The sequence below is a fragment of the Enterobacter cloacae complex sp. P27C genome (genome assembly GCF_014895705.1).
In the GTDB taxonomy this organism is placed as follows: Bacteria; Pseudomonadota; Gammaproteobacteria; order Enterobacterales; family Enterobacteriaceae; genus Enterobacter; species Enterobacter bugandensis.
In genome coordinates this window covers 235,740-252,505 of the sequence record NZ_JADBQB010000002.1, presented here as the reverse complement: position 1 = coordinate 252,505, position 16,766 = coordinate 235,740, and the positions used below count along the sequence as shown (strand labels likewise).

Below are 16,766 nucleotides of genomic sequence, written 5' to 3'. Positions count from 1 at the left end.
CGTTTATGACTATTCCCTTTACCCGCTGGCCGGAGGAATTTGCCCGCCGCTACCGTGAAAAAGGCTACTGGCAGGATCTGCCGCTGACCCACATCCTGACGGACCATGCGCAAAGCGATGCGGTCGCGATTATCGACGGCGAACGGCACATCACCTACCGCGCGTTTCATCTGGCGGTGAATAACCTCGCGTCTGCCCTTCAGGCGCAGGGGCTGCACCGCGGCGAGACCGCGCTGGTGCAGCTCGGCAACGTGGCCGAGTTTTACATCACCTTTTTCGCGCTGCTGCAGATCGGCGTCGCGCCGGTTAACGCGCTCTTTAGCCATCAGCGCAGCGAGCTAAACGCCTACGCCGCCCAGATCAAACCCGCCGTACTTATCGCCGATCGCGAACATGCCCTGTTCGCGGGGGATGATTTTCTCAATACCTTTGTGGATGAACACCGCTCGGTTCGCGCCGTGCTGCTGCGCGGCGATAAGGGTGAACATGCGCTGGAAGCGGCGATTGCGCGCCCGGCGGACAACTTCATCCCCAACCCGACGCCCGCAGACGAGGTGGCGTTCTTCCAGCTCTCCGGCGGCAGCACAGGCACGCCGAAGCTGATCCCGCGTACGCACAACGACTACGACTACAGCATCCGCCGCAGCAATGAAATCTGCGGCATCACTGCGCAGACCTGCTATCTGAACGCGCTTCCCGCGGCACATAACTACGCCATGAGCTCGCCGGGATCGTTAGGCGTGTTCACGGCGGGCGGCTGCGTGGTGCTGGCGAACGATCCGAGCGCCACGCTCTGCTTCCCGCTGATTGAGCAGCATCAGATCAACGTGACGTCGCTGGTCCCTCCGGCGGTGAGCCTCTGGCTGCAGGCGATTGCCGACGGCGCGGGGAACGCGCAGCTGAAAACCCTCAAGCTGCTCCAGGTGGGCGGCGCACGCCTCTCCGCCACGCTCGCGGCGCGTATTCCGGCGGAAATCGGCTGCCAGCTGCAGCAGGTGTTCGGCATGGCGGAAGGGCTGGTGAACTACACCGCCCTCGACGACGCACCGGAACGCATCATCAACACCCAGGGCCGCCCAATGTGTCCGGACGACGAGGTGTGGGTGGCGGACGAGGACGGCAACCCGCTCCCGCGCGGGGAAGTCGGACGTTTGATGACGCGCGGCCCGTACACCTTCCGCGGCTATTTCAACAGCCCGGAGCACAACGCCAGCGCCTTTGATGCCAACGGTTTCTACTGCTCCGGCGATCTGATCGCCATCGATGAGCAGGGCTACATCACCGTGCAGGGGCGCGAGAAAGATCAGATCAACCGCGGTGGCGAAAAGATTGCCGCCGAAGAGATCGAAAACCTGCTGCTGCGCCACGAGGCGGTGATCCACGCCGCGCTGGTGAGCATGGAGGACAGTCTGCTGGGCGAAAAAAGCTGTGCGTATCTGGTGGTGAAACAGCCCCTGCGTGCGGTTGAGGTGCGTCGCTTCCTGCGCGAGCAGGGCGTTGCCGAATTTAAGCTGCCGGACCGCGTGGAGAGCGTGGATGCACTTCCGCTCACGCCGGTCGGCAAAGTTGATAAGAAACAGTTGCGCCTGTGGCTTGCTGAACGCGCCCGGGGCTGAGGAACAGAGAATGGCCATTCCAAAATTAACCGCTTACGCGCTGCCAACCGCTGCAGAGCTGCCGACCAACAAGGTGAACTGGGCGTTTGAGCCGGAGCGCGCCGCGCTGCTGATCCACGATATGCAGGAGTATTTCCTGAACTTCTGGGGCGAAAATAGCGACATGATGCAGCAGGTGGTGGCGAACATCGTTAAACTTCGCGCTTACTGCAAAGAACACAATATCCCGGTGTACTACACCGCGCAGCCGAAAGAGCAGAGCGATGAAGACCGTGCCCTGCTGAACGACATGTGGGGGCCGGGCCTGACCCGCTCGCCGGAGCAGCAGCGTATCGTGGCTGAACTGACGCCGGACGAAGCGGACACCGTGCTGGTGAAGTGGCGCTACAGCGCGTTTCACCGCTCACCGCTGGAGCAGATGCTGAAAGAGACCGGCCGCAACCAGCTGCTGATTACCGGCGTTTATGCCCACATCGGCTGCATGACCACCGCCACCGACGCCTTTATGCGCGACATCAAGCCGTTCTTTATCGCCGACGCGCTGGCGGACTTCACCCGCGACGAGCACCTGATGTCGCTGAAATACGTGGCAGGACGTTCTGGCCGCGTGGTGATGACCGACGAGCTGCTGCCGTCCGTTCCGGCAACGAAAGCCGCGCTGCGCGCGCTGATCCTGCCGCTGCTGGACGAGTCCGACGAGCCGATGGATGACGAAAACCTGATCGACTTCGGTCTGGACTCGGTGCGCATGATGGCGCTGGCCGCCCGCTGGCGGAAGGTGCACGGCGACATCGACTTCGTGATGCTGGCGAAAAATCCGACCCTTGACGCCTGGTGGGCGCTGCTCTCCCGTGAGGTGAAGTGATGGCGGGGTTTGATTTTACCGGTAAAACGGTTTGGGTAACGGGCGCGGGTAAAGGTATCGGCTATGCGACCGCGCTGGCCTTTGTGGAGGCGGGCGCGCGGGTGACCGGGTTCGATCTGGCCTTCCCGCAGGACGATTATCCCTTTTCTACCGAAACGCTGGACGTGGCGGACGCGGCGCAGGTGGGCGACGTCTGCGGGCGCTTACTTGGCACCCTTGAGCGCCTCGACGTGCTGGTTAACGCGGCGGGCATTCTGCGCATGGGCGCGACGGACGAGCTTTCGCAGGAGGACTGGCAGCAGACCTTTGCGGTTAACGTCGGCGGCGCGTTTAACCTGTTTCAGCAGACGATGGGCCAGTTCCGCCGTCAGCAGGGCGGGGCGATAGTGACCGTGGCCTCCGACGCGGCGCACACCCCGCGCATCGGCATGAGCGCCTACGGCGCGTCGAAGGCGGCGCTGAAAAGCCTGGCGCTGACCGTCGGGCTGGAGCTGGCGGGCAGCGGCGTGCGCTGTAACCTGGTGTCGCCCGGCTCTACGGACACCGACATGCAGCGCACCCTGTGGAAAAGCGACGATGCGGAGCAGCAGCGCATTCGCGGCTTTGGCGAGCAGTTCAAGCTCGGCATTCCGCTCGGCAAAATCGCCCGCCCGCGGGAAATTGCCGCCACCGTGCTGTTCCTTGCGTCCGATGCCGCCAGCCATATTACCTTGCAGGATATCGTGGTGGACGGCGGCTCCACGCTGGGGGCGTAATGATCTGGAAACGTCATTTATCGCTTGAAGAACTGAACGCCACCAGCGTGAACACCCTGGTGGCGCACCTGGGCATTGTCTATACCCGCCTCGGAGACGACACGCTGGAAGCGGAGATGCCGGTGGATGCCCGTACCCATCAGCCGCTTGGCCTGCTGCACGGCGGGGCGTCGGCGGCGCTGGCGGAAACGCTGGGCTCAATGGCCGGTTTTCTGATGACCCGCGACGGGCAGAACGTGGTGGGCACAGAGCTGAACGCCACGCACCACCGCGCTGTGTCGCAGGGCAAGGTGCGCGGCGTGTGTCAGCCGCTGCATCTGGGGCGTTCCAGCCAGAGCTGGGAGATCGTGGTATTCGACGAGCAGGGGCGGCGGTGCTGCACCTGTCGGTTGAGCACGATGGTGCTGGGGTAAGTCATTCAGCTGAAAGTGATCGGCTTAACACTGTAGTGTAAATCTCTGGTTTGACCACGCATTATTGCGTTTCAAAGTTGTTAAATTTTATCCGTTGTTCTAGAAACAAAATGTAACATCTCACTGTTTCACAACAACGGATAACAGCTATGAACAACTCAGGGAAATACCTTACGTGGGCGGTGCTCTCCGTTGTGGGAGCCTTTGCCCTGGGCTATATCGCCCTCAACCGGGGGGAGCAGATCAATGCGCTCTGGATCGTCGTCGCCTCCGTCTGCATTTATCTCATTGCGTACCGTTTTTATGGCCGCTATATCGCAAAGACGGTACTGGGCGTAGACGGCACGCGCATGACGCCTGCCGTGCGCCACAACGACGGGCTGGACTACGTGCCGACTGATAAAAAAGTGCTGTTCGGTCACCATTTCGCGGCGATTGCCGGTGCAGGCCCGCTGGTGGGGCCGGTGCTGGCGGCGCAGATGGGCTACCTGCCGGGGATGATCTGGATCCTCGCGGGGGTGGTGCTGGCAGGCGCGGTGCAGGACTTTATGGTGCTGTTCGTCTCCACCCGTCGCGACGGCCGTTCTCTGGGTGAGCTGGTGAAAGAGGAGATGGGGGCAACCGCCGGGGTGATTGCGCTGGTGGCGACCTTTATGATCATGGTGATCATCCTCGCGGTGCTGGCGATGATCGTGGTGAAAGCGCTGACCCACAGCCCGTGGGGAACCTACACGGTCGCCTTTACCATTCCGCTGGCGCTGTTTATGGGGATTTACATTCGCTACCTGCGCCCCGGGCGCATTGGTGAAGTCTCTGTCATTGGCCTGGTGTTCCTGGTATTTGCGATTATCTCCGGCGGCTGGGTGGCGGAAAGCCCGACCTGGGCACCATTCTTCGACTTTACCGGCGTGCAGCTGACCTGGATGCTGGTGGGCTACGGCTTTGTGGCGGCGGTGCTGCCGGTGTGGCTGCTGCTGGCCCCGCGCGATTATCTCTCAACCTTCCTGAAAATCGGCACCATCGTCGGGCTGGCCATCGGCATTCTGATTATGCGCCCGACCCTGACCATGCCTGCGCTGACCAAATTCATCGACGGTACCGGCCCGGTCTGGACTGGTAACCTGTTCCCGTTCCTGTTTATTACCATCGCCTGCGGTGCGGTGTCGGGCTTCCACGCGCTGATTGCCTCCGGGACCACGCCGAAGATGCTGGCCAACGAGAATCAGGCCTGCCTGATTGGCTACGGCGGCATGCTGATGGAGTCCTTCGTGGCGATTATGGCGCTGGTCTCCGCCTGCATTATCGATCCGGGCGTTTACTTTGCGATGAACAGCCCGATGGCGGTACTGGCCCCGGCCGGCACCGTTGACGTGGTAGCGTCCGCCGCGCAGGTGGTGAGCGGCTGGGGCTTTGCCATTACCCCGGAAACGCTGACGCATATCGCTAATGAGGTGGGCGAGCAGTCAATTATCTCCCGCGCGGGCGGGGCACCGACGCTGGCGGTGGGCATGGCCTACATCCTGCACGGCGCGCTGGGCGGGCTGATGGACGTCTCGTTCTGGTATCACTTCGCCATTCTGTTCGAGGCGCTGTTTATTTTGACGGCGGTGGATGCGGGAACCCGTGCGGCGCGCTTTATGCTCCAGGATCTGCTGGGGGTGATCTCCCCGAACCTGAAGCGGACCGATTCGCTCCCGGCTAACCTGCTGGCGACGGCGCTGTGCGTGCTGGCGTGGGGCTACTTCCTGCATCAGGGCGTGGTCGATCCGCTGGGTGGGATCAACACCCTGTGGCCGCTGTTCGGTATCGCCAACCAGATGCTGGCGGGCATGGCGCTGATGCTCTGCGCGGTGGTGCTGTTCAAGATGAAGCGCCAGCGTTACGCGTGGGTGGCGCTGGTGCCAACCGCCTGGCTGCTAATCTGTACCCTGACGGCGGGCTGGCAAAAAGCCTTCAGCCCGGACAATAAGGTGGGCTTCCTGGCGATCGCCAACAAGTTCCAGGCGATGATCGACAGCGGCAAGATCCCGGCGCAGTACACCGAGTCACAGCTGTCGCAGCTGGTGTTCAACAACCGTCTGGATGCCGGGCTGACCATCTTCTTTATGGTGGTAGTTGTGGTGCTGGCGTTGTATTCTCTGAAAACCGCGCTGGCGGCGCTGAAGGTCGACACGCCGACGGCGAAAGAGACGCCGTACGAGCCGATGCCTGAAAACCTGGACGAGATTGTGACCCAGGCGAAAGGGGCGCATTAACCTGTGTGCCGGGTGGCGCTAGCGCTTACCCGGCCTACATTTCCAGTGAGACCAGAATGATGTTCGACACCCTCTCTAAAGCAGGTAAGTACCTGGGCCAGGCCGCCAAAATGATGATTGGCGTGCCGGATTACGATAACTACGTCGAGCATATGCGCGTCAACCACCCGGACCAGACGCCGATGACCTACGAAGAGTTTTTCCGCGACCGCCAGGACGCCCGCTACGGCGGAAAGGGCGGGGCGAAGTGCTGTTAACCCTCTTTCGGTAAATAGAGGCTGATTTGCTCCTGCTTGCAGCCATAAATTGCCGCCAGCTTTTCGCGGGTGCGCTTTTGCGGACGGGAGTCCAGCGCTTCCAGCTGTGATACGGCGGACTGGCTGATGCCGAGTTTTTCCGCCACCTCCTGCTGGGATAGCCCGCGCAGGATACGCCACGCGGCCTGCAGGCTGACGTTCTCGCTATGCATGATGTCGCACACTTCACCCGGTAAACCTACGTTATCGTAGATATCTGATTCGTAAGGGATGTCTTCCCAGTCGTTTTCATCATCGTCATCATACTCAAGTATGGCTAAACGCATGCGAAAATATTCATCGTAGGGAATGACAACATACTGTTTTTTTCCTTCTTCATCCTTGATGAACTGAATAGTCATATTCCGTATGCTCCTCATGAAGGTAGGTGGTGGTTGTCCGGCGTTTTACCGCCACTACGTAACAGGTATCACCCGGCGGGTCTCCGAAGGTGTAAATGACCCTGTAATCACCTAATCGCAACCTGTAGTGGTTTTCGGGAGAAGATAATTTCTTGATATCCGCGACAGGTGATGTTTTATCATCCATCTTCTCCAGCCTGAATTTAATGCGGTTCTGATATCGCGTATCGATTTTAGAAAATTGCTTCTCTGCTGTTTTTGACCACACGATCTTCATCCGTACCTCCACTGTACGCCCACACAAATTATAAGGAAATAATAAGACTATTAGATAAATTCCGAATTTCTTATGGGGTACTGTAGAGCGGAAAAAAAGCGCAGGTAAGAGGCAAAACGCAAACCGTCGAGGCGGCTCGACAAGGCCTCTGCCGGGCGACAGAGGCTTGCAGGAATATTGCGATCAGGCGTTCAAACCGCCGTCCACGTCCAGACCGGTGCCTGAGATCTGCCCGGCTGCCGGGCTGGCAAGGAAGGTGACCGCCGCCGCGACGTCTTCCGGCTGGCCGTAATGGCCCAGGGCAATAAGCTGACGCTGTGAGTCAGCCTGTTCACCGTCCTCCGGGTTCATATCGCTGTTGGTCGGGCCGGGGTGCACCAGGTTAACGGTAATGCCGCGCGGGCCAAGATCGCGGGCCAGACCGCGGGTGAGGGAGTTCAGTGCAGATTTGGTCATTGAGTAGACGGCAATCCCCGGTTGTGCCACGCGGTTCGCCAGACAACTGCCGATGTTAATGATGCGCCCGCCGTCAGACATATGCACCAGCGCTTCCTGAATAGCGATCACCACGCCGCGGATGTTGACGTTGATGAGGGCGTCGATGTCCGCCAGCGTCATGGACTCCAGCGGGCCGCCGCGCGCGATACCGGCGTTATTGACCAGGATGTCCAGTCCGCCGAGAGAGCGTGCCGCATGGGTGACGGCATCCTGAATCGCCTGCGCGCTGGCGCTGTCCGCCTGAATGGCCTCGCCGTGCCGCCCCAGCGCCTTAATTTCATCGGCGACCGCCTGGGCTTTATCGGCGGATTTTTCATAGGTGATGACCACATCGGCACCGGCGCGCGCCAGCGACAGGGCAATCGCACGACCCAGCCCGCGGCTGGCGCCGGTAACCAGCGCCTTTTTACCTGTTAAATCGATCTGCATGATGACCTCGTTACGAGAGTGGTGAGAACCATCATTAGGTATAGCCCGTCGGCGCAATTAACGGCGGAAGGATTCCACTTTCTCAAACGCGGCGCGCAGAACCTCAGACGTTAACGTCACCGGCAGATAGTGAATCGACTCCACCGGGCGCAGCGTGTGGGCGATGACCTTGTCGAGATCGTCGCGGTTATTGATGTCGACGTCCAGCTCGCGAAGCGTGGTCGGCAGGTTAAAGCGCCGGTATGCCGCCACCAGCTGCGCCAGCACGTCGTCCTGGCCGAGCAGGGCGCTCTGCACCAGAATGCCGTAGGCCACCTTGGTGCCGTGCAGGTATTTTTCCGTCTGCGGCAGCACGGTTAAGCCGTTATGCACCGCGTGCGCCGCCGCCACGCGGGTATAGCGCTCCCCCAAACCGCCAACCATACCGCCGCCGGCAATAATGGCATCCACAACGTCCCGGAACGCCAGCGTTTGTTCGCCGCGCTGCTGGTCTTCTAGCGCCTCTTCGCTGCGCTCCAGCAGCACGTCGCGGATTGCCAGCGCGCCGTTAAGGCCAAGGCGCACGGTCAGCGGCAGGTTTTCCGGCTGTGGGGCGAGCACCGCCGCTTCGTACCACTTCGCCAGCGTATCGCCGATGCCCGCCAGCAGATACTCCGCCGGGGCATTAAGGACGATCTGCGGCTCCACCAGCACCAGGAAGTTGGCGTCGTCGAAGATCTCAAACTGCAGCGCCTGCCCGGCATCGTTGTACCAGACGGAGAGCGGGGTCCACGCCGCGCAGGTGGCGGCGATGGTGGGAATGCCCACGAACGGAACGCCTAAGCGGCGCGCCACGGCCTTGACGGTGTCCATCACCGCGCCGCCGCCCACGCCAATCACCACGCTGGCGTCGCTGCCGGATTCGTTCACCAGCCGGGTGACGTCGCGCTCGCTGCAATGGCCCTTAAACAGCAGGTGCTTCGCCCCCGGCGCGTTAAAGCTCTCCGGCAGGAACGGGCGCGCGCCCTCTATTGCGCGCTCGCCGTAAATCCACACCGCGCGGGAAAGCTGTTCCGGGGTAAAGAAGTCATTCAGATGCGCAAGGCTTCCGGAATGGGAGAAGTAGTTCGCCGGGCCGGGTACGACGCGGATGTCGGTGTTGCTCATGGTGTTGTCCTTTTTTCGCAAGCGCTAACCCGATGTTATGTCTGGACATCCGGATGGCTAATAATATTTCGCTTTATCTTATGCCTTTTCCGTCGTTGTCAGTCAACCGGAGCTGTGAAAAATTCGATAAATCAGAAGAGTTATGAAGGATTTACGCGGATGGTTTCCAGTCGTCTTGAAATGCGCGGTATCAGCCTGGCCTTTTCCGGCTTTCAGGCACTGACGCGCGTGGACTTCACGCTGAACGGCGGGTCGGTGCATGCGCTGACGGGTGCCAACGGTGCGGGGAAATCAACGCTGATGGCGGTGCTGTGCGGGACGCACGACCACTATGAAGGCGAAATCAGCATTAACAACCAGCCGGTAAACATTCGCGAGCCGCTGGACGCCAAACGGCTGGGCATCCACCTCGTGCAGCAGGAGGTGGACGTGGCGCTGATCCCCGGGCTGAGCATTGCGGAGAACATCATGCTCGACCAGCTGGCGCAGCCGGGGCACCGCTACCGCTGGCGCACCGTTCGTCAGCAGGCGCGGCAGGCGCTGGCGCAGCTCGACGTTACGCTGGACGTTCGCCGCTCCATCGACGGCTGTTCGCTGGCCGAAAAGCAGCAGATTTTGCTGGCACGCGCTTTGTCCCACCACTGCCGTTTTTTGATTCTTGACGAGCCCACCGCGCCGCTGGACGCGCACGAGAGCGAGCGTCTGTTTGCGGTGGTAAGACGTCTGCAACAGCAGGGCATCGGCGTGGTGTTTATCTCCCACCGCATTCACGAGCTGAAGGCCATCTGCGACACCCTGACGGTGCTGCGCGACGGCAAGCTGATTGAGTCCGGCCCGATGGCCGATCTCAGCGGTGAAGAGATTGTTGAGAAGATGCTCGGCCACGTGCTGAGCGATATCTACCCGCCCGCGCGACCGCCGCACGGCGACGAAACGCTGCTGCGAGTGGAAGGACTGCACGACGACGCGCTGCTGAAGGATATCTCCCTGCACCTGCGCAAAGGCGAAATCCTCGGCATTGCCGGGCTGGCGGGGGCGGGGAAAACCGAACTCTGTAAGGCGCTGTTTGGCGCCAGCAAAAGCCGCGTGGCGCGCGGTGAGCTGAATCATCAATCCTGGCAGCCGCGCGATCCGGCAGACTCGGTGCTGCGCGGCCTGGCGCTGGTGCCGGAGGAGCGGCGCAAGGAGGGCATTTTTATCGACGAGCCGGTAAGCATGAACCTTGCCGTGTGCGCCGATAACAGCTTTTCGCGCTGGAGCCTGTTTGGTCATCGTCAGGCGTGGCGCTGGGCGGAAGAGGTCATTGCCCGCGTCGGCGTTCGCGCCCGCGGTCCCGGACAGGTTTTGCGACGTCTCTCCGGCGGCAACCAGCAGAAGGTGGCCATCGGCAAGTGGCTGCGTAACGATGCGAGCGTGCTGATTTTCGACGAGCCGACCAAAGGCGTGGACGTGAAGGCCAAAACCGATCTGTTCCATCTGATTGACGGCCTGGCGCGCGAGGGCAAAGGGGTGATTTACGCCTCCGGCGAGTTCGCCGAGCTGGTGGGACTGTGCGACCGCATCTGCGTCCTGTGGGACGGGCGCATCGTGGCAGAAATCGCCGGGGAAGAGGCCCGTGAAGAGACACTACTTTATTATTCAACCGGAGGAACGGCGTCGTGAGCAAGGCCCTTTCAGTGACCGCGGCGGCGTCTGGCCGTCAGCAACTTTTTGATTTTCTCTACAAGTGGGGCATGTTGCTGACCGTCGTCGCGCTGGTGGCCGTCTTTGGCCTGGCGTCGGACAGCTTCCTCGACCCGAACAACATCATCAATATTCTGCGCTCGATTGCCATCGTGACGGTGATTGCCGTTGGCGTGTCGATTTCATTGACCGTCGGCGGGTTCGATCTCTCCGTGGGCTCCACGGCGTCGCTGGCGAACGCGCTGGTCATTTCGCTTTTCGTCTGGCACGGCTTCGGCACCACCGAGTCGATTGTAATCACTCTCGCGCTCTGCACGCTGGTCGGCCTGTTTAACGCTTTCCTGATCGTCATCCTGCGTATTCCGGACATGCTCGCCACCCTCGCCAGCCTGTTTGTCATCCAGGGCGTGGCGATGACCTACAGCTACGGCGGGTCGATTACCGAGAACATGGTGCTGCCGAGCGGCGACATGGCGGAAGGGACCATTCCGGCGGCGTTCAGCCTGCTGGGGCAGGTGCCGACCATCGTCATCATCATGCTGGCGGTGACCCTTCTGGCGCAGCTGGGGCTGTCGCTGACCACTCACGGACGCCGGATGTATGCCATTGGCGGCAACCCTGAAGCGGCGCGCCTCTCGGGCATTCGCACCACGCGCTACAAGGTGGCGGCCTACGTGATTGCCTCGCTGCTGGCGGGGCTGGGCGGCATTCTGCTGGCCTCCCGCATCGGATCGTCGCAGGTCAATGCGGGCGGCGGCTATCTGATGGATGCGGTGGCCGCGGCGTGGATTGGCTTCTCGCTGGCCGGGTCCGGCAAGCCGAACGCGCTTGGCACGCTGGTGGGGGCGGTGATCCTCGGCGTGCTGTCGAACGGGCTGGTGATGCTCTCCGTGCCGTATTACGCCATGGACATAATAAAAGGGCTGGTGCTCGCGGTGGCACTGGCGATTACCTACATACAAAAACGCTGACAACACAACGGGATAAAAAATGAAAAAGATTGCGCTCTCTTTGGTGGCACTGGGGTTACTCACTTCTCTGCCGGGATTCGCGGCCACGCCCGCGCCGGTTCCGGCCGCCATTGCGAACCACGACGGACCGATTCGCATCGCGGTGATCCGTAACCTCGGCTCGGACGACAACACCACGCAGTTTGTTGCCGGGGCCATTCAGGAAGGGAAAAAGCTCGGCTTTAAGGTCAGTACCTTTTTGAGCAACGGGGATGACGCTAAATTCCAGGACTTCGTTAACCAGGCCATCAGCCAGAAATATGACGGGATCATCCTGTCGCAGGGCCGCGATCCGTACTCCACCGCGCTGGTGAAGAAGGCGGTGGATGCCGGGATCAAGGTCGCCGTATTTGATACCGCCGTAAACGGCGAGATCCCGGGCGTGACCGTCACCCAGCAGGACGACGCCTCCCTGACGAATCTCTCCTTCGGCCAACTGGCGAAAGATTTCAACGGCAAGGCCAACATCGTCAAGCTGTGGGTGGCGGGCTTCCCGCCGATGGAGCGCCGTCAGGCAGCCTATAAAGAATTGCAAAAGCAGTACCCGGAGATTAAAGAGCTGGAGTCCATCGGCGCGGTCTCTTCTGACGTGCAGGGCGACACCGCCAACAAGGTGGGCGCGATCCTGGCGAAATACCCGAAAGGCAAAATCGACGCCATCTGGGGCACCTGGGATGCCTTCAGCCAGGGCGCGTATAAAGCGCTGAAGGAGAACGGCCGTACCGAGATTAAACTCTACAGCATCGACATCTCCAACCAGGATCTGCAGCTGATGCGCGAGCCGGGCAGCCCGTGGAAGGTGAGCGTGGCGGTGGATCCGAAGCTGATTGGTGCGACTAACGTGCGCCTGATCGCCAACAAGATTGCCGGGGAAGCCACGCCTGCCACTTACGACTTCAAAGCCGCTGCGATCCCGCAGGCGCTGCTGACCGCGCAGCCGGGGGCGGTGAACGTAGCGTCGCTGGGTAAAATCATTCCGGGCTGGGGCCAGACGGAAGATTTTATCGCGCCGTGGTTTGCGACGCTGGAAGCGAAAAATAAATGAGCATCCTCCCCACGCCAGAATACAACCGCAATATGCGGCTGATCGGCCATAGCGACCAGGGCGGTCGCCCGGACGGCGTGCAGCTGATGGTGCACCGCGGTTTCGCCTATATCGGCCATATGGTATCGCAGGGCTTTTCGATAGTAGACGTGCGCGACCCGAAAAACCCGAAACCCGCGGGCTATGTGCCTGCGCCGCCGGGCACCTGGAACGTGCACCTCCAGGCGCATGACGACCTGCTGCTGGTGATCAACGCCCGGGATCTGTTTGCCGATGCCCGCTTCGCCGACGAGAAGGTCTACTACACCCGTCAGGTAGGAGAGACCGTCAGCGACGTGCAGGACAGGGGCTGGAGCGCCGGGCTTCGCGTTTTTGATATCTCCACCCCGGACGCGCCGTGCGAAATCGGCTTTCTGTCGCTGAGCGGGATTGGCATTCACCGCATCTGGTACGTCGGTGGCCGCTGGGCGTACGTGTCGGCGCTGATCGACGGTTTTACCGACTACATCTTTCTGACGATCGACCTGGCGGACCCGCGTAAGCCTGAGGTGGCAGGGCGCTGGTGGCTGCCGGGCATGAACCAGGCCGAAGGTGAACAGCCGAACTGGCCGGAAGGGAAACGCTACGCGCTCCACCATGCGATTATTGCCGGCGATACGGCGTACGGCAGCTGGCGCGACGGCGGCCTGACGCTGCTGGACGTGAAGGATCGTACCCAGCCTAAGCTGATTAGCCACCGTAACTGGAGTCCGCTGTTTGGCGGCGGCACGCACACCGCGCTGCCGCTGCCGGACCGGGATCTGCTGGTGGTGCTGGACGAAGCGGTGCTGGATAACCAGGAAGACGGCGAGAAGCTGATCTGGCTGTTTGATATTCGCGAGCCGTCGAACCCGGTGAGCATCTCGACCTTCCCGCAGCCGAATGAAACCGACTACGTGGCAAAAGGGGCGCATTTCGGCCCGCACAACCTGCACGAGAACCGGCCGGGGAGCTTTGTCAGCTCAACGCTGATTTTCGCGACGTATCAGAACGCGGGCGTGCGCGCATATGACATTTCTAATCCGTATCGCCCGGTGGAAACGGGCGCGCTGGTGCCCGCGGCACCGGAGAGGATGATGGACACGCGGCCGAATCGCCCGCAGGTGATCCAGTCGTGTGACGTGTTTGTGGATGCGCAGGGAATTATCTACAGCACGGACTATAACGGCGGGCTGTCGGTGATTGAGTATCTGGGGTAAGTGCGGTTTGATGCCCTCTCCGACAGGGAGAGGGAGAAAATCAACTGTATTGCCGCACCCGCGCCACCAGATCTTCCGCGCTGTCGATGCGGTCGGCAATCAGAATCAGCGCTTTGCCGAGCGCGATCGCGTGGCGCAGACACTCGTGGCGCATGGCCTCGTCCTGGATGGTGTCGATATCCGCGACGTGGGAAAGCCCGACGCTGCGGCGAATTAATTCGGTGCCGCAGAACCCGATGGCATCATGCCAGACTTTTTTCAGGAACGCGGAGGCATAGCCTGGCGCGCTGAGCGCGGCGTCGCGGGCTTTCTCGTTTGCCAGCGCCTGGAAGCGTTCCGCGAAGGTGTTCCACAGCTCCTGAATATCGGTCAGGCGCTGCTCGCGCGCGGCGGCGGCATCGCGAATGCCCAGATGCCCCGGCAGGCCGCAGAAGTTCAGCAGCAGGTTGCCGATGGCGGTGCCGACGTCAAAGCCTATCGGGCCAAAGTAGCCGAACTCGGCGTCGATGGCCTTCAGGCTGCCGTCGGCCACAAAAATCGAGCCGCTGTGAATATCCCCGTGCAGCAGCGCTTCGGCATGCGAGAAGAAGCGGTGCTTCAGGGCGGCCACGGCAATTTTTAGCGGGGCGTCGTCGCGCAGGGCGGCGACGACATTTTCCAGCTCGGCAGGGTAGTTATTGCGCTCATGAACCTGGTACGGATCGTTGAAGAACAGATCTTCGGTGATCTCACACATCTCCGGGTTGATGAATTTCGCCACCTGCGCTTTTTTCTCGTGCGGGTGCAGGTAGAAATCGCTGGTGTGAAACAGCGCGTGCGCGAGGTATTCGCCCAGCTGGCGCGCCGCCTGCGGGTAGTAAATGTTGTTGATCAGCTCGCCGCGCCAGATGCGATGGCTGGAGAGATCTTCCATCACCATCACCGCCAGTTCCGGGTCAAAGTGGTGGATTTTCACGGTGTGCTGCGGGCTGTGCTGGTAATGCTCGACCAGGGTTTGCGCCTCGAGGCGAGCGCGATCCAGCGTCAGCGGCCATGACTCGCCGACGCAGCGCACGTAGGGCAGTGCCTGTTTGACGATAATGCGGCTGACGCCCGCGCTGTCGTAAATTTTAAAAACCAGATTGAGGTTGCCGTCGCCCACTTCCTGCGCCTCTACCAGCGATGACGGATCGTCAAGCCCACCAAACTGCCTGGCATACTCCACGGCGTCCTGAGCGGTAAAGGTACGGTATTGCGACATGGCCTGTTCCTCATGAGTTAACTAATTAAGACATGTAGACGTCTATACATCTGGATTTCATCCTGACACAATGTGCTACAACAACGCAACAGGGAATTAACGACATGCAGACATTACAGACGACCAGCCTGCGGGTGGCGGATAATCAGCTCTTTATTCTCGACCAGCAGGCGCTTCCGCAGGAGAAACGCTGGCTGGATGCCTCAACGGTGGAGGCGCTGGTGGGGCATATCCACGCTCTGCGCGTGCGTGGCGCGCCGTTGATTGGTCTCTCTGCAAGCCTGCTGCTGGCGCTGCTGGCGGAAAACGGCAAAAGCCGCGATGAGCTGGCGGTGGCGCTGGAAACGCTTCGCGCATCCCGCCCGACGGCGGTAAACCTGATGAACAACCTCGACCGCATGAAGCTTGCGCTGGGGGAAGAGGATTTCGTTCCGGCGCTGGTGGCGGAGGCGCTGCGCCTGATTGACGAAGACAAACGGCTTTGCGACGCGATTGCAAAAGCGGGCAGCGCGCTGGTGAAGCCCGGCAGCCGTCTGCTGACCCACTGCAACACCGGCGGGCTGGCAACCGCGGGCGTCGGTACGGCGCTGGGCGTGATTGCCCGCGCGCATCAGGAGGGTAACGTCAGCAGCGTCTGGGTGGATGAAACCCGTCCGCTGTTGCAGGGCGGCAGGCTGACCGCATGGGAGCTGGGCGAGCTGGGGGTGCCGTATCAGCTGATTACCGACTCCATGGCCGCCAGCCTGATGGCGAAAGGGCAGGTGGACGCCGTGTGGGTGGGGGCCGATCGCATCGCCGCTAACGGTGATGTGGCGAACAAGATCGGCACTTATTCGCTGGCGGTGCTGGCGAAATTCCACGGTATTCCATTTTACGTCGCCGCCCCACAAACGACGCTCGACCCGGCCTGCCCGAACGGGGATGCGATCCCCATCGAGCAGCGCGACGCCAGAGAGGTGACGGGCGTTGCCGGAAGCTTTGGCGCGGTGCAGTGGGCGCCGAAAGACGCGCAGGTCTATAACCCGGCGTTTGACGTCACGCCTGCCTCGCTGATTAGCGGCTGGGTGCTGGATACGGGTGTGGTCACGCCGGATGAGGTGGCGGAAGGGAAATTTGCCTGAGTCCGGCTATCCTTTAAGGGGGTTCCCTGAGAGGACAACATTGTGACGCTCGATCCTGAAACAGACTTAAAACTGGAGCGCGTGGTGGACGCACCGCGCGACCTGCTCTGGCTCTGCTGGACCACGCCGGACCACATCAAAAACTTCTTCATTCCTGCTCCGCACAAGGTGACCGAATGCGACCTCGACCTGCGCGTGGGCGGGCGGTTCAACACCGTGTTTGAGGTGGACGGGCAGCGGATGGATAACCGGGGTGTCTTCCTGGAAATCGACCCGGGGAAAAAGCTGGTGTTTACCGACGGCTATACCGAAGGCTGGAAACCGGCCGAGAAGCCGTTTATGACGGCAATTTTGTTGCTGGAAGACGTCGGGGAGGGGAAAACCCGCTATACGGCGATTGCGCGCCATCCGACGAAGGAAATCCGCGAGCAGCATGAACAGATGGGCTTCCACGAAGGGTGGGGGATAGTGCTGGATCAGCTGGTGAAGTATGTGAAAGGGCTTAACGCTTAGTGCG

At 61.1% G+C, this 16,766-nt stretch carries 17 protein-coding genes; 12 read left to right on the top strand and 5 right to left on the bottom strand.

Annotated features, from left to right (window positions below):
• The first annotated feature begins 5 nt into the window (after positions 1–5).
• The 6 genes from entE to IM291_RS04645 all read left to right on the top strand — a co-directional run bounded on the left by entE (position 6) and on the right by IM291_RS04645 (position 6,161).
• Positions 6–1,616 carry a (2,3-dihydroxybenzoyl)adenylate synthase EntE gene (entE, locus tag IM291_RS04670; protein WP_192986250.1) on the top strand — a complete coding sequence of 537 codons (1,611 nt, stop codon included), beginning with the start codon at positions 6–8 and terminating at the stop codon, positions 1,614–1,616.
• 10 nt (positions 1,617–1,626) lie between these two features.
• Positions 1,627–2,481 carry an isochorismatase gene (locus IM291_RS04665; protein WP_192971424.1) on the top strand — a complete coding sequence of 285 codons (855 nt, stop codon included), beginning with the start codon at positions 1,627–1,629 and terminating at the stop codon, positions 2,479–2,481.
• The gene (gene entA, locus IM291_RS04660) at positions 2,481–3,236 is read left to right on the top strand and encodes a 2,3-dihydro-2,3-dihydroxybenzoate dehydrogenase EntA (RefSeq protein ID WP_045261040.1); all 756 of its coding nucleotides are present in this window, start codon (positions 2,481–2,483) and stop codon (positions 3,234–3,236) included. The genes IM291_RS04665 and entA overlap by 1 nt, the downstream gene beginning before the upstream one ends.
• Complete coding sequence (gene entH, locus IM291_RS04655) at positions 3,236–3,649, top strand: proofreading thioesterase EntH (protein ID WP_192986248.1); 414 nt, start codon at positions 3,236–3,238, stop codon at positions 3,647–3,649. The genes entA and entH overlap by 1 nt, the downstream gene beginning before the upstream one ends.
• 149 nt (positions 3,650–3,798) lie before the next feature.
• Positions 3,799–5,904 (top strand): pyruvate/proton symporter CstA, encoded by a 2,106-nt coding sequence (gene cstA, locus IM291_RS04650; protein WP_017694336.1) that lies wholly within the window; start codon positions 3,799–3,801, stop codon positions 5,902–5,904.
• A gap of 59 nt (positions 5,905–5,963) precedes the next feature.
• Positions 5,964–6,161, top strand: a complete 198-nt coding sequence (locus tag IM291_RS04645; RefSeq protein ID WP_006809671.1) for a YbdD/YjiX family protein — start codon at positions 5,964–5,966, stop codon at positions 6,159–6,161.
• Here the strand turns inward: IM291_RS04645 and IM291_RS04640 are convergent.
• The 4 genes from IM291_RS04640 to IM291_RS04625 all read right to left on the bottom strand — a co-directional run bounded on the left by IM291_RS04640 (position 6,158) and on the right by IM291_RS04625 (position 8,912).
• Positions 6,158–6,562, bottom strand: a complete 405-nt coding sequence (locus IM291_RS04640) for a helix-turn-helix transcriptional regulator (protein WP_048999879.1) — start codon at positions 6,560–6,562, stop codon at positions 6,158–6,160. The two genes, IM291_RS04645 and IM291_RS04640, sit on opposite strands and share 4 nt — an antisense overlap.
• On the bottom strand, positions 6,537–6,839 hold the full coding sequence (locus IM291_RS04635; RefSeq protein WP_017899060.1) for a type II toxin-antitoxin system RelE/ParE family toxin: 303 nt from the start codon (positions 6,837–6,839) through the stop codon (positions 6,537–6,539). Before IM291_RS04635 ends, IM291_RS04640 begins: the two co-directional genes overlap by 26 nt.
• A 183-nt stretch (positions 6,840–7,022) precedes the next feature.
• A complete protein-coding gene (locus IM291_RS04630) occupies positions 7,023–7,766 on the bottom strand; it encodes an SDR family NAD(P)-dependent oxidoreductase (protein ID WP_028012303.1) in 744 nt (247 codons plus the stop codon).
• Between the two features lie 57 nt (positions 7,767–7,823).
• Positions 7,824–8,912, bottom strand: a complete 1,089-nt coding sequence (locus IM291_RS04625) for an oxidoreductase (RefSeq protein WP_192986247.1) — start codon at positions 8,910–8,912, stop codon at positions 7,824–7,826.
• A gap of 159 nt (positions 8,913–9,071) precedes the next feature.
• On the opposite strand from IM291_RS04625, the gene IM291_RS04620 reads away from it, so the two are divergent.
• The 4 genes from IM291_RS04620 to IM291_RS04605 are packed head-to-tail and all read left to right on the top strand — an operon-like array spanning position 9,072 to position 13,888.
• Positions 9,072–10,574 (top strand): sugar ABC transporter ATP-binding protein, encoded by a 1,503-nt coding sequence (locus IM291_RS04620; protein WP_192986245.1) that lies wholly within the window; start codon positions 9,072–9,074, stop codon positions 10,572–10,574.
• Positions 10,571–11,566 (top strand): ABC transporter permease, encoded by a 996-nt coding sequence (locus IM291_RS04615; protein WP_045261034.1) that lies wholly within the window; start codon positions 10,571–10,573, stop codon positions 11,564–11,566. The genes IM291_RS04620 and IM291_RS04615 overlap by 4 nt, the downstream gene beginning before the upstream one ends.
• Positions 11,567–11,585: 19 nt before the next feature.
• Positions 11,586–12,650, top strand: a complete 1,065-nt coding sequence (locus tag IM291_RS04610) for a sugar ABC transporter substrate-binding protein (protein WP_045261033.1) — start codon at positions 11,586–11,588, stop codon at positions 12,648–12,650.
• On the top strand, positions 12,647–13,888 hold the full coding sequence (locus IM291_RS04605) for an LVIVD repeat-containing protein (protein ID WP_192986243.1): 1,242 nt from the start codon (positions 12,647–12,649) through the stop codon (positions 13,886–13,888). The genes IM291_RS04610 and IM291_RS04605 overlap by 4 nt, the downstream gene beginning before the upstream one ends.
• 40 nt (positions 13,889–13,928) lie before the next feature.
• On the opposite strand, the gene mtnK is transcribed toward IM291_RS04605, so the two are convergent.
• Complete coding sequence (gene mtnK / locus IM291_RS04600; RefSeq protein ID WP_192986228.1) at positions 13,929–15,128, bottom strand: S-methyl-5-thioribose kinase; 1,200 nt, start codon at positions 15,126–15,128, stop codon at positions 13,929–13,931.
• Positions 15,129–15,232: 104 nt separating this feature from the next.
• Here mtnK and mtnA point away from each other — a divergent pair, with 104 nt between their 5' ends.
• Positions 15,233–16,249 carry an S-methyl-5-thioribose-1-phosphate isomerase gene (gene mtnA / locus IM291_RS04595; protein WP_192971418.1) on the top strand — a complete coding sequence of 339 codons (1,017 nt, stop codon included), beginning with the start codon at positions 15,233–15,235 and terminating at the stop codon, positions 16,247–16,249.
• Positions 16,250–16,291: 42 nt separating this feature from the next.
• Positions 16,292–16,762, top strand: a complete 471-nt coding sequence (locus tag IM291_RS04590; RefSeq protein ID WP_059357933.1) for an SRPBCC family protein — start codon at positions 16,292–16,294, stop codon at positions 16,760–16,762.
• The last annotated feature ends 4 nt before the right edge of the window (positions 16,763–16,766 follow it).

Excerpts from the sequence above, each read along its gene's own strand:
- IM291_RS04635 (WP_017899060.1), bottom strand. The coding sequence starts at position 6,839 with ATGAAGATCGTGTGGTCAAAAACAGCAGAGAAGCAATTTTCTAAAATC.
- entH (WP_192986248.1), top strand. The coding sequence starts at position 3,236 with ATGATCTGGAAACGTCATTTATCGCTTGAAGAACTGAACGCCACCAGC.
- mtnK (WP_192986228.1), bottom strand. The coding sequence starts at position 15,128 with ATGTCGCAATACCGTACCTTTACCGCTCAGGACGCCGTGGAGTATGCC.
- cstA (WP_017694336.1), top strand. The coding sequence starts at position 3,799 with ATGAACAACTCAGGGAAATACCTTACGTGGGCGGTGCTCTCCGTTGTG.
- entA (WP_045261040.1), top strand. The coding sequence starts at position 2,481 with ATGGCGGGGTTTGATTTTACCGGTAAAACGGTTTGGGTAACGGGCGCG.
- IM291_RS04665 (WP_192971424.1), top strand. The coding sequence starts at position 1,627 with ATGGCCATTCCAAAATTAACCGCTTACGCGCTGCCAACCGCTGCAGAG.
- IM291_RS04625 (WP_192986247.1), bottom strand. The coding sequence starts at position 8,912 with ATGAGCAACACCGACATCCGCGTCGTACCCGGCCCGGCGAACTACTTC.
- mtnA (WP_192971418.1), top strand. The coding sequence starts at position 15,233 with ATGCAGACATTACAGACGACCAGCCTGCGGGTGGCGGATAATCAGCTC.
- IM291_RS04620 (WP_192986245.1), top strand. The coding sequence starts at position 9,072 with ATGGTTTCCAGTCGTCTTGAAATGCGCGGTATCAGCCTGGCCTTTTCC.
- entE (WP_192986250.1), top strand. The coding sequence starts at position 6 with ATGACTATTCCCTTTACCCGCTGGCCGGAGGAATTTGCCCGCCGCTAC.
- IM291_RS04630 (WP_028012303.1), bottom strand. The coding sequence starts at position 7,766 with ATGCAGATCGATTTAACAGGTAAAAAGGCGCTGGTTACCGGCGCCAGC.
- IM291_RS04645 (WP_006809671.1), top strand. The coding sequence starts at position 5,964 with ATGTTCGACACCCTCTCTAAAGCAGGTAAGTACCTGGGCCAGGCCGCC.
- IM291_RS04610 (WP_045261033.1), top strand. The coding sequence starts at position 11,586 with ATGAAAAAGATTGCGCTCTCTTTGGTGGCACTGGGGTTACTCACTTCT.
- IM291_RS04640 (WP_048999879.1), bottom strand. The coding sequence starts at position 6,562 with ATGACTATTCAGTTCATCAAGGATGAAGAAGGAAAAAAACAGTATGTT.
- IM291_RS04605 (WP_192986243.1), top strand. The coding sequence starts at position 12,647 with ATGAGCATCCTCCCCACGCCAGAATACAACCGCAATATGCGGCTGATC.